10 protein-coding genes are annotated in these 12136 nt (G+C 62.8%); all 10 read left to right on the top strand.

Annotated elements, in window-relative coordinates; all coding sequences use genetic code 11:
- Positions 1 to 106: 106 nt before the first annotated feature.
- Positions 107 to 1297, top strand: a complete 1191-nt coding sequence (locus tag OCL88_RS09340; RefSeq protein WP_264962318.1) for a TetR/AcrR family transcriptional regulator — start codon at positions 107 to 109, stop codon at positions 1295 to 1297.
- Positions 1298 to 1545: 248 nt separating this feature from the next.
- Positions 1546 to 2898, top strand: a complete 1353-nt coding sequence (locus OCL88_RS09345; protein ID WP_264962319.1) for an MFS transporter — start codon at positions 1546 to 1548, stop codon at positions 2896 to 2898.
- A 102-nt stretch (positions 2899 to 3000) separates the two neighbouring features.
- Entirely contained in the window at positions 3001 to 3855 is an 855-nt protein-coding gene (locus tag OCL88_RS09350) for a TauD/TfdA dioxygenase family protein (RefSeq protein WP_062096780.1), read from the top strand.
- A gap of 126 nt (positions 3856 to 3981) precedes the next feature.
- Positions 3982 to 4890, top strand: coding sequence for an FAD binding domain-containing protein (locus OCL88_RS09355; RefSeq protein WP_264962320.1), 909 nt, complete (start codon positions 3982 to 3984; stop codon positions 4888 to 4890).
- Complete coding sequence (locus OCL88_RS09360) at positions 4887 to 5420, top strand: (2Fe-2S)-binding protein (protein ID WP_166188009.1); 534 nt, start codon at positions 4887 to 4889, stop codon at positions 5418 to 5420. The genes OCL88_RS09355 and OCL88_RS09360 overlap by 4 nt, the downstream gene beginning before the upstream one ends.
- Positions 5417 to 7756, top strand: a complete 2340-nt coding sequence (locus OCL88_RS09365; protein WP_264962321.1) for a xanthine dehydrogenase family protein molybdopterin-binding subunit — start codon at positions 5417 to 5419, stop codon at positions 7754 to 7756. The genes OCL88_RS09360 and OCL88_RS09365 overlap by 4 nt, the downstream gene beginning before the upstream one ends.
- Positions 7749 to 8999 (top strand): XdhC family protein, encoded by a 1251-nt coding sequence (locus OCL88_RS09370; RefSeq protein ID WP_264962322.1) that lies wholly within the window; start codon positions 7749 to 7751, stop codon positions 8997 to 8999. The genes OCL88_RS09365 and OCL88_RS09370 overlap by 8 nt, the downstream gene beginning before the upstream one ends.
- Before the next feature lie 122 nt (positions 9000 to 9121).
- Entirely contained in the window at positions 9122 to 10681 is a 1560-nt protein-coding gene (locus OCL88_RS09375) for an aldehyde dehydrogenase (protein ID WP_264962323.1), read from the top strand.
- A 40-nt stretch (positions 10682 to 10721) separates the two neighbouring features.
- Positions 10722 to 11066 (top strand): RidA family protein, encoded by a 345-nt coding sequence (locus OCL88_RS09380; RefSeq protein ID WP_166188017.1) that lies wholly within the window; start codon positions 10722 to 10724, stop codon positions 11064 to 11066.
- Between the two features lie 5 nt (positions 11067 to 11071).
- The gene (locus OCL88_RS09385) at positions 11072 to 12130 is read left to right on the top strand and encodes a PDR/VanB family oxidoreductase (RefSeq protein ID WP_264962324.1); all 1059 of its coding nucleotides are present in this window, start codon (positions 11072 to 11074) and stop codon (positions 12128 to 12130) included.
- Positions 12131 to 12136 lie beyond the last annotated feature (6 nt).

A 12136-nucleotide genomic window follows, 5' to 3' on the forward strand; every position in this document is an offset into this window, starting at 1 on the left:
TTACTCACTCGCATCCATGGATGCGGACGAGTTCCTGTGGCTTGTTCTTCAACTTTGGCACGCGGCGGGCTATTGCGCAATAAGTGAATCTGATTAATCTTGAGATATGGAGAAAGCGTCCACAGCCCCGGAACGCGGTACACGGCCCCGCAACCGCCGAGCCCTCATACTCGCTGCGGCGGCGGACCTCTTCGCGCAACGGGGGTATCCGCAAGTCAGCATGACCGATGTGGCCAAGGCGGTCTCTGTGCAGCCGTCGGCCCTGTACCGGCATTTCCCCGGCAAAGGCGAACTGCTCCGGGAGGCCGTGGCGGAGAACCTCCAGCCTGTTGTGGAGAGCGTCATCCAGGCGCCCGACGGCGATCTTGACCAGTTGGTCTTGTCACTCGGCCGGGCGCTTTTGGAGCATCGCGGGAACGGTGTGCTGTGGGAGCGGGAATCCCGCCACCTGCCGCCTGCGGTCCGCTTCGATATAGCCAGCGGCGCTAAGTACGCCATCAGCAGCAAGCTCCAGTCCGGCACTGCTGCGCTTCCCGCAGCAGAAGCCGATCTGCGGGCGTGGGCGATGTTCGCTGTGATGGTCAGTGTGTCGTGGCATCCGAACCGGCTCTCGAAAGCGGACGAAGAAACCCACCTCGCCACGCTTGCCCGCACTGTGATCGACATGCCATTGCCGCCGATCAAGGAATCGGACCATCGAGCCGGTGCGGCACTCTCCGTGCCGCGCAGCCGCCGCGAGGCTCTGTTGGCTGCCGCAATCCGGCAGTTCGCTACGTCCGGTTTTGATGCGGTCAGCCTTGACGATATCGGCGCCGACGTCGGGATAGCCGGCCCCGGCATCTACCGTCACTTCAGCAATAAGGCAGAAATGCTCGCTGCCGCGCTTTACCGGGCCACGGAAGTCCGTTGGATGGACTTGTCGCGCGCCCTCTCTGAAGCCGCGGATTCATCCGCGGCGCTCCAGCGCATCCTGTCGTCGCACATTTCCTTCTCGCTGTCCTGCCCGGAATTCCTGCAACTGGCCGTCTCCGAGCGCCAGCACGTTCCCGAACGGGACCTGCAGAACCTTTTGGAGGCGCAGAACGACTATGTCGCCGACGTCGCCTCATTGGTCCAGGACGCATACCCGGGTACGGATCAAGAAGTAGTCAGAGTCCGCGTGAAAGCAGCTTTGCATGTCATCAGCAGCGTCGTTCGTACGCCGTTCCTGCGGGACATCCGCGGCATTCAGGACATCCTTGAGGACCTCGCGTGGGGAATCATGGTGCCCGCTGCCGATCAAGGCGCCACGTCATGAGCATCTGCCGAAGGGACTAGCCCACAGCAAACAGTTCCAGTCCGCACCACGCCGGAAGCCCCTCGGGGGGCTCCACCACTGCCAAAATGAGATCTTGCGCACAAGACATCTCAGCAATAAGATAATCAACACTGAAGTAATTTGCATCACTTCAGATCTCATTCTCAGACAGGTGCCTTGGCTGCCCTGATCACCAGGGCCCACGCAAAGCGGGGCCGACTGTTTGCAAAATTACCTGGAGGCACAATATGAGTGCAGTGGTCCCACAACCATCGGGCGGCAGCTCTCCGAGAAAGGTCGCCATCGCGAGCCTCATCGGCACAACCATCGAGTGGTACGACTTCTTTATCTACAGCACCGCGGCGGTGCTTGTTTTCAACCAGCTCTTCTTCCCGGGCTTCGACCCCACAACCGGCACGCTGCTTGCGTTCTCGACCTTCGCCGCCGGCTTCGTCGCCCGCCCCGTAGGAGCCATCGTCTTCGGCCACTTCGGTGACAGGGCGGGCCGAAAGCCGATGATGGTCCTCACCATCCTGATCATGGGCATAGCCACGGTCGCCATCGGGTTGTTGCCGACCTATGACGTCATAGGTGTGTTTGCCCCCGTCTTGCTGGTGATCCTGCGGCTTTGCCAAGGGTTTGCGCTCGGCGGAGAGTGGGGCGGGGCCGTGCTGATGGCTACCGAGCACTCCCCGCAGGGCCGGCGCGCTTTCTTTGGAAGCTGGCCGCAAGCAGGCGTGGCTGTGGGACTCATCCTGGCCATGACCTTGTACATTCCGCTGGAATCCATGTCGCCGGAAGCCTTTATGGCCTGGGGCTGGCGGGTTCCGTTCATGCTGAGTGCCGTGTTGGTCATCACCGGCCTGGTCATCCGCGTAAAGGTGGCAGAAAGCCCGGAGTTCGATCGAGTCAAGGCTAACCACAGCGTTGTGCGCATGCCCGTCATCGAAGTACTTCGAACCCACCCGAAGCAGGTGTTCCTTGTAGCCGGCGCAAGCCTGGTGCCGGGCATCTTCTTCTACCTCATCACCGTATACAACTTCGTCTACGCCGGTAAGTCAGAGGAGTTCGATTCGACCTCCATGCTGGTGCTGGTGATCATCACCTCGGCCGTTGGTTTCTTCGTCAATCCGGCAGCAGGTGCCATGGCGGACAAATACGGCGCACAGCGGGTTTACCTGTGGGGCCTTGTACTCATCGTGGTGGTGGCCTTTCCGCTCTACTTCGCCCTCGACGGCGGCTCGTACGGCTTGATCGCCGTTTGCTACTTCGCCGCAACCATCGCGGTGTACATCCCGTGGGCATTGTCGCCTGCGTACTTCTCCACGGCCTTTGACGCCAAGGTCCGTTACAGCGGGTTGTCCCTGGCAACCACGCTTGGCAACCTCCTCGGCAGCGCCATTGCACCCCTTATTGCCGGTGCCTTGTTTGCTGCGACGAAAGCGTCGGTCTCCACCTCCATTTACGTCTTCGTCGCCGGAGCGGTTTCGATCACCTGTGCGTTGGCGCTGGGGCGCGTCATCCGAAACAAGGCCTTGCGGGCCGGGAAGGGCAGCGACGGCAATGTGCAGGAGTTTGCTGCCCCCACCTATTCGGAATGAGTCGACACCAAAGGATTTCCCAACAAAAGCAGCCCGTCTGATCGGTCAGCGTTGACGGACACGGGCTCAATGCAACAGACCAAACAAAAGGAAGGAACGACCATGAGCGGCAACGATCAAGAGTTCAAGACATTCACTGTGGAACGTGCGACACCGACTATCGGAGCCTACATCCACGGGCTGGACCTGCGTGAGGGCATCACTCCTGAGTGCCGGCGGGAACTCCGGGAAGCATTCCTTGAATACCAAGTGCTGTTTCTCCGTGACCAGCAAATTACCCCGGACGACCAGATTGAGTTCGCCAAGGTCTTCGGCGATCCCCAGGAAGTCAGCGCATTCTTCCCATCGCTTCCGGGCTATCCGCACATTGAGGTGTTGGAGTCCCGGGGCCGGGCTGCTGGAACAGACGTGTGGCACTCCGACCTGACGTGGCAGGCTACGCCGAACTCCGCCACCTGCCTCCATGCGCAGGAAATTCCCCCGTGCGGCGGCGACACCCTCTGGGCAAGTATGACCGCGGCTTATGACGCCCTGCCGGAGAACGTGAAGAACGTCATCGACGGGCTTGAAGGAGTGCACGACTGGGAAAAGGAACTGACCGGCGTCGTCCGGCAAGGCCCGGATGGCGAGGCACGCTATGAGGAAACGCGACGCAAATACCCGCCCATGACCCACCCCGTGGTGCGCAAGCATCCGGAAACGGGCCGCAAGCTCGTGTACGTCAACGCGTTGTTCACCACCCGCCTCACGGGTATTTCCACGCAGCTGGGCGACTCGCTGCGGAACATGCTCACGGACCTCGCCCGGACCCCCGAGTACCAGGTCCGGTTCCGGTGGGAGCCCAACTCCCTGGTGATCTGGGACAACCGTTCCACCCAGCATTACGCAGTGGGCGACTACCACCCGCACTACAGGCTGATGCACCGGGTCACGCTGAAGGGCGACCGCCCGGCCTAGTGAAACTGCCCGCTCCGGGTGGCCCGAACGGGCCACCCGGGACGGTTGTTTGCGAAACCAGGAATCAACCACGGCGGTAGGTCCGTGGAAAGCGCCTACATGGCGAGAGTGAAAGAAGGCTGACCAATGCGAGGCCAGAAATTAGGGGCGGGCCTGATAGCCCAGAGCCAGTCCGCCCTCCCACCGTTTGTTCTGCATCGGCCTGCTTCACTGGGAGAAGCTGAGGCACTGGTCCGGCAGCACCCACACGCTGTGATCGCGGCGGGCTGCTCGGACCTCATGGCCCAAATCCGCGAAGGATTGGAGCCACAGGTGCTGATTTCCCTGCAGGGAATCAAGGAACTGCGGGCTGTCTCGAACGACGCCGGAACTCTGCGGATCGGTTCCTTGGTCAGCCACTACGAAGGCAGCAGGAGTCCGGAAATCGTGTCTTCCCTCCCGGCCCTGGCTGCGGCCTGGGGATCGATTGCAACAGTTCGGATCCGTTACCGCGGCACCCTGGGAGGCAACCTCCTTGCGCGTCGGTATCGCTATGAAATGCCGGTCATTTTGTCCGCCCTCCAGGCTCGCATGCACTTTCAGGGCGGAGACCTTGCAACCCTCCCGGTTGCGGAGCTCTGGGAGGGGGAGCGCAGGAGCCCTGGTGTCATGACAGCCGTCAGCGTGGACACCGCATCCCTGCTGTGGTTCGGATACGAACGCACCATGCGCCCGGTCAGCACAGTGGCCATGGCCGTGCGAAGCAACGCCAGTGGCGACGTTACGGTAACCGCCGTCTGCGGGAGCGAATACAGGCGGCCCTATGTCCTCACCCACACCGTCCCCTCCCACGCCGACCTCTCCCATCCCGCCGGTGGAACTGCAATAGCTGACCTCGACCCTGCCTCTGTCGCAGAGATTCTCGCAGCGCAGCTCCCGGAGGAGGCGGCCGACTACGCCGGATCCATCAGTTACCGCCGGCACCTGGCGTCTGTGCTTTGCCGCCGTCTTCTCGTCCAAGCAACCGGAAACCAAAGGAAAGGAAGCCAGCCATGAGCCTTGAATCGCCGGTGCCCGGCCACGACCCCGTTACCCACGATCTCGAATTCGAACTGAACGGAAGCCCCGAGAGGCATCGTGTTCCTACCAGCGCGACCGTCCTGGACGTGTTGCGCAACGCCTGCGGGAAGCAAGGGGTTCGTGCCTCGTGCGAGCGCAGTGTCTGTGGTGCCTGCACTGTCCTGGTGAATGACCTTCCGGTAGCCGCCTGTTCCACGTTTGCCTTCGACGTCGAGGGTGCCCGGGTTGAAACGGTGGAGGGCCTGGCCCGCCGGGATGGGACGTTGAGTGCCCAGCAGCAGGCATTCAGGGAATGCGGCGGCTTCCAGTGCGGGTTCTGTACGTCGGGCATGCTGATGCTGACCACTGGCCTGCTGCGGCAGGATCCACAACCGGACCGGGACCGGATCCGGGAATGGATCAGTTCGAATACCTGCAGGTGCACGGGATACGAAATGATCCTGGAATCCGTGGAACGTGCCGCAGAGCTCTCCGCCGCGGAGCAGCAGGAACGGGCGTCGGAATGAACGGGACAGCCACTCCCGGCAAGGCAGGGGAGCCGATCGCGGGACGCGACCGCCCGCGCCTGGACAGCACCGCCAAGGTCACCGGACGCGCACTTTACACGGTGGACATCAAGAAGGCCGGAATGCTCCATGCCAAGGTCCTCAGAAGCCCGCATGCACATGCCCGGATCCTGGGCATCGATGCTTCGGCGGCCCGCGCGCTGGCCGGAGTCACTGCGGTCCTCACGCGTGAGGAGATCGGTGGTTTGAAGTCCTACGGTACCTACGTCAAGGACCAGCCCATCGTCGCTACGGACTCGGTCCGCTACGTTGGCGACGTCGTTGCGGCAGTTGCTGCCGTGGATGAACGCACAGCCATCGCGGCCCTGGATTTGATTCAGGTGGAGTACCAGCAGTTGCCGGCTGTTTTTGGTGCCAAGGAAGCAACGGACGCCGCGGCACCTGCCATTTTCCCGGAGCAGCCATTCGCCGTCTCCCCAACGTACGGGGACGGCGCCTTCGGTGCGCCACATACCGCGCACAACGTGAGTTACGAGTTCCGCTACGAAACGGGGGACGAGGGCGTCTGGGCAGAGTGCGACTACGTTTTTGAAGACACGTTTACGTTCTCCCGGATGAACCATCTGCACCTGGAACCCTTTGTCACCGTGGCCGAAGCGACCTCGGGGCAGATCGAGGTATGGACCTCCACCCAGAGCCCGTTCCCCATGCGGAGGGAGCTGGCGCGGGTCTTTGGCGTGCCGGAGAACGATGTCCGGGTGAACGTCCCATTGCTGGGCGGAGGCTTCGGGGCCAAGAACGGCCCAAAAACCGAGGCTATCGCCGTCCGCCTGTCGCAGTTGTCCGGCGGCCAACCCGTGCGCTACTGCATGAGCACCGAGGAAGTCTTCCTGACCTTGAGCCAGCATGATGCAATCCTCACGGTTAAGTCGGGACTCAAGGCTGATGGGGAGTTCGTGGCCCGCCAGTCCAGGGTGTTGCTCAACGGCGGTGCCTATGCGGATGCAAGTCCGTTGGTGGCAGAAAAAGCCGGTTACCGGATGCCGGGGGCCTACCGCTGGAAGCGGATCGATTCGGTGTGCCAGGCGGTCATCACCAATACAGTGCCGGCAGGCGCATACCGTGGTTTCGGCGCGACCCAGGCCACCTGGGCCAGTGAACGCCAGGTGGACTTGATCGCTGAGCGGCTGGGATTCGACCCCCTGGAACTGCGGCTGAAGAATGCCAAGGGCCTGGGCGAGGAATTCGTCCCGGGCGAAACGCCCATCGATTCGGACCTGAGGCACGGTTTGAACCTCGTAGCGGACGCCATCGGCTATCGCGACCGGAGCCGCTTACCCAACCGTGGCATGGGTGTCGCCATAGGAATCAAGGACGGTGGCGGCGTCAACAAGCCCGCCCAGGCCCGGGTCAAAGTGGCCACCAACGGCGATGTCTTCCTCAATTGTGGCCTGGTGGAAATGGGCCAGGGCGGCCATTCGGCGCTGTGCCAGATTGTGGCGGAGACTCTGGCGTGCGATCCGAAGCGGGTTAAATATGCGGCCATCGACACCGATAACACCCCCTTCGACCAGGGAACCAATGCCTCATCGGGCATCGCCGTCATGGGTCACGCGGTCCTGCAGGCTGCTGAACGCGTGAAGTGCTCAGTGCTGGACGTAGCGGCCGAGCAGCTGCGGTTGGATCGCGAATCGATCCGCCTTCAGGACTGGCACATCATTGATGCCGACGGTGCCACGCATGATCTTCCGCCGTTGATCATGGACAGGTTCGGCGGGACAGGCTACGAGTTCACCGGGGACGGATACTTCAAGGTACGTAATTCCAGCCGCGCCCCGCTGGAGGCGCCGTGCATGTTTTGGGAGATCGGCTGGGCAGCTGCCGAAGTTGAGGTGGATCCCGAAACCGGGCGGGTGGAAGTCCTGCAGCTGGTCGTCAGTGGCGACGCCGGCAAGGTGGTGAACAAGCTTGGTTGCCGGGGCCAAGACGAAGGCGCAGCGGTCTTCGGACTCGCGCAGGCACTCTTTGAGGAACTGCGGTATGACGACGACGGCCAGCTGCTGAATGGTGAAGCACTCCTCTACCGCGTCCCGTTGGCCGAGGACATCCCGCAGCGCTTCTTCTCCATCACCCAGGAACAGGGCCATGGCGCTGGACCCTTCGGAGCCAAGGGCATGGGCGAGGGGGGCATGCTGCCTATCGCTCCTGCGATTGCCCAGGCAATTGCCGACGCCACCGGGGCGCAGCTCACGTCGCTGCCCATGACGCCGGAACGGGTCTACAACGGCATCCGGGCTGCGCAATCGCGTCAAGGCAGGGTCGAGGCCGATGCGTGAAGTGATGGAAGCGCTCAACGGGGCGTTTTCCGACGGACGGCGCGTCGCGATGGCCACGGTGGTCCGAACCGAGGGATCAGCGCCACGCGCAGTCGGTACGTCCATGCTGGTCACCGGCGAGGGGTCGCCGATCGGCTCGGTGTCGGGTGGCTGCATTGAGGCCAGCGTGATCGAACAGGCTGCCACAGTGCTCGCTACCGGGGTCCCGGAGCTGCTTCATTTTGGCATGTCCGACGACGACGGGTTCAGTATCGGCCTCACGTGCGGCGGCAGCGTGGATATTTTCGTGCAAGCATTCGAGCGTGCCACCTGCCCACATTTTGCGTCCTTGCAGAAGGCGTTGGAGCAGAATTCACCGTGCGCCATGGTCACCATTTTTGAGGGCGCACCTGGACTGCTGGGTCGCTCCTGGCTGGTCCATCAGGGTTCTGCCATCACACAGCTGTTTGCCGGTGCAGGCTTGGCGCGGGATGTTGTTCAGGCCGCAGACAGCGCCGTTCAGGAGGCCATAGCCTCCGGAAGATCGACGTCGGTCACTCTTCCTGCTTTTACCGGCGGCGACGAACGCCTGTCCTTGCTGATCGAGGTGTTCCGCCCTGCGCGCCGGCTGGTGATTTTCGGGGCGGTTGACTTCTCCGCTTCCCTGGCCCGGTTAGGCGCTTTTCTTGGCTTTCACGTCACGGTGTGCGATGCCCGGGCCGTTTTCGCCACGCCCGAGCGACTGCCGTCAGCCCACGAGGTCGTGGTGGATCAACCGGGGCGCTACTTACAAAAGGAAATCGCACTGGGACGGCTGGGGCCCGATGCCGCTATCTGCGTCCTGACGCACGATGCGAAATTCGATGTTCCGGTCCTCGATGCGGCGCTTCGGGAAGGTTTTGCGTACATCGGGGCGATGGGTTCGCGCCGGACTGCCAATGACCGCAGGGGCAGGCTCCTGGCATTGGGCCACACGGAGCGGTCGCTGGCGCGGCTCCGCTCGCCGATCGGCTTGGACCTTTCGGCTTCCACTCCGGAAGAAACGGCAGTCTCCATCATGGCGGAGGTCATTGCGGCCCGGCACCAAGCCTCCGGCCTGCCCTTGGCGTTCACTTCCGACCCCATCCATAAGGGTTCGGGGGAGCGCGCAGCTCTCGCGCCGAGCCCGGACGGCCAGCCGTCGTCGTCCTCTACCTGCAGCGTGGGGCAGGAACTTCAGCTCCCGCCGCTGCGCAACAATCAGAACGAAAATATCTTGACATAAAGTATCTTAGGACTGATATTCTTTTTCTATGACGCAGTTCACGTAACTTGCGCAAAGCCGCTCGCGGCATCCCGCTTGAAACCCCTCCGTGGGCAATACACACAAATGGACGGAACCCGAAGATGAGTACGGACAGCCTTACAGAGAACCCCTCCCGGTCCGCTCGGGAAGAAACCCGGGCACCCGGCACGGCCGGTCTTCGCAACGGACCTGATACGCGGGACGAGATCTTTGTTGGCGGAGTGTGGACCCGGGGCAGTGGTGCGCTGATCGAGTCGGTTAATCCCGCTACGGCAGAAGTTTTTGCCACCCTCCACGCAGCAACGGCGGCCGATGTGGACGCCGCAGTGGCCGCCGGCCTGGACGCTGTCAAAGCGTCGGGGTGGGCAAAGAGGCTCCCGCACGAACGCGCCGCAGTCCTGCACCGCATCAGCTCCGCGATCGAAGCCAACGCTGACAGGATCGCCGAACTGCAGACACTGGATACGGGGAAAACCCTCGTTGAAACGAAGGCATTGGCCATGAGCGCGGCGGCAACCTTCCGTTTCACGGCAGCTGCCTTGGAGACCATGGAAGATGCCCTGACGCCGCCGCGGGGCAACTACCTCAGCATGTCCACCTATGAGCCGATCGGGGTGGTGGGGGCCATCACGCCGTGGAACTCGCCCATAGCCAGTGACGCGCAAAAGGTGGCTCCGGCACTCGCGGCAGGAAACGCCGTCGTGGTGAAGCCGCCGGTGTGGGCCCCCTGGGTCTCGCTGCTGCTGGCCCGCCTTTGTGAGCAGGCCGGTCTTCCTGCCGGTTTGCTGTCGGTCCTGCCGGGCCCTGGCCGGGTAGTTGGCGACGCCATCGCCAAACACCCGGATGTTGGAAAAATCTCCTTCACGGGCGGCACGTCCACAGGGCGTCAACTCGCCCACATTGCGGCCGAAAAGATCATGCCCATCACGTTGGAACTGGGTGGAAAATCACCCACGGTTATTTTCGCCGATGCCGACGTGGACCAGGCTGTGGCCGGAGTGCTTTACGGCATCTTCTCCTCAAGCGGTCAGAGCTGCATCGCCGGCTCGCGTGTCTTCATCCAGCGCGCCGTGTACGACGATGTGGTGGACAGGCTCGTGAAAGGGGCAAAAGCCTTGCGGATCGGACCGGGCACAGACCCGTCCACGCAGGTCGGGCCCCTGGTGGCCTTCGCACACCGCGACACCGTTGCGGGCATGGTCGAAGCAGCGAAGGCGGCCGGTGCGCAGGTTTTGTGCGGAGGCGCTGTCCCCACGGAGTCCAGGTTGCAGGGCGGGGCGTTCTATGAGCCCACCATCCTTGCCGGTGTCAGCAACTCGGACGCCATCTGCCAGGAGGAAATCTTTGGCCCCGTGGCCGTCATCCTGCCATTCGACGACGAAGCGGACCTCATCGCCCAGGCGAACGACAGCGTCTTTGGCTTGGCCTGTGGCATCTGGACTGCCGACTACCGCCGGGCCTGGCGGTTGGCGCGGGCCATTGCCGCCGGCACCGTGTGGATCAACACCTATAAGCAATTCAGCATCTCGACCCCCTTCAGCGGGCTTAAGGAAAGCGGTCTGGGCACCGAAAAGGGCCGCGACGGCATTCGTTCCTACATGCGCCAGAAGAGCATCTATATGGACCTCTCGGGTGCACCCATCCCATGGGCCGGCCAGTAAGCGAGCCGGCCCGCATCACCAGCTTCCGAAAGGTAGAACAATGAATGCTCACCCCTACAGTCCGGCCTTCGTGGCCGGCGGATTCGGCTTCGTCTCCGGCGCCTTGTCGGTGGATGAGAGCGGTACAGCCGTACCGGGCCGCTCGGAGGCGCTCGTCGCAGCAGGCGCGAGGCTGGCCGAACGATTGGAATCAGTCGGCATGTCCTTGGAGGACGTCGTCAAGACCACCTATTTCGTCACCGACGTAACGCTGCGGGACGAAGCAAACCTGCACTACGAGCTGCTGTTCGAGATTCCCCGCCCGGCGCGCTCGTTCGTTGAAGTTGCAGCCCTGCCCTACGGCGCGTCGGTGGAGATCGAAGCAATCGCGCATCGGAGGAGTTGAGGACCATGAGCGTGGACATACAGAACCGTGGGACAACCATCCCCGAGGACACCGCAGACGTTCCGACGTCGGGTGCTGGCACAGTAGACCAGGCCGCGATCATCGCCGCGGAACCCAAAGCACTGACGCTGAGGGTGCAGCAGAAACGGTGGGAGGCGGACGGAGTTGTCAGCATCACCTTTGTTGATCCCCAGGGGGCGGAACTCCCGCAGTGGCTTCCGGGCTCCCACCTGAGCCTCCACTTGCCCAACGGGCTGACGCGCGAATACTCCCTGTGCTCGGACCCCAACGATTCCTCCGCCTGGACCGTGGCAGTGCTGCGGACCACCGATTCCCGCGGTGGCAGCAGGCTGATCCATGACGAACTGCCAGTGGGCACGCTCCTCACAGTCGAAGGTCCCCGCAACAACTTTGAGCTCGAGCAGGCGCAGCGGTATGCGTTGGTGGCCGGAGGCATTGGCATCACCCCGATCATTTCCATGGCGAGGCGCCTGGAAGCAGCAGGCGCTGACTGGTCCCTCCTGTATACGGGACGGTCCCGGTCCACCATGGCATTCCTCCCGGAAATCTCCGGCTTCCCCGCACACCGGATCAGCATCCACGCCATGGACGAAGCCGGGGGAGCCTACGCGGATCTCCCCAAAGCGGTTGGTGCCCTTCCCCCTGAAGCATTGGTTTATGCCTGCGGCCCTGAATCGTTGATGCAGGCAGTGGCCGGCGCCATGGCGGACGATTCGCAATTGAGGATAGAGCGGTTCAAGGCGCCGGAGGTCGTGTCCGGTCCGGAAACCGAGGCCACAAGCTTTGACGTCATCTGCCAACGGTCGAGCCAGCGTGTGGCCGTTGGGCCTGACATCTCAGTCCTGGACGCCCTGAACGACGCCGGCATCTTCGTGCCCAGTTCATGTGCGGAGGGCATCTGCGGAACCTGTGAGACCGGCGTCGTAGCCGGCGACGTCGAGCACCGCGACTTCCTGCTCTCCCCGGCTGAACAGGCAGAGAACAAGACGATGTTCATCTGCGTCTCGCGTTGCCGGTCCCGGGAACTGATTTTGGATCTCTAGTACGAA

This window comes from Paenarthrobacter sp. PAE-2, from assembly GCF_026013155.1.
Lineage (GTDB): Bacteria > Actinomycetota > Actinomycetes > Actinomycetales > Micrococcaceae > Arthrobacter > Arthrobacter ureafaciens.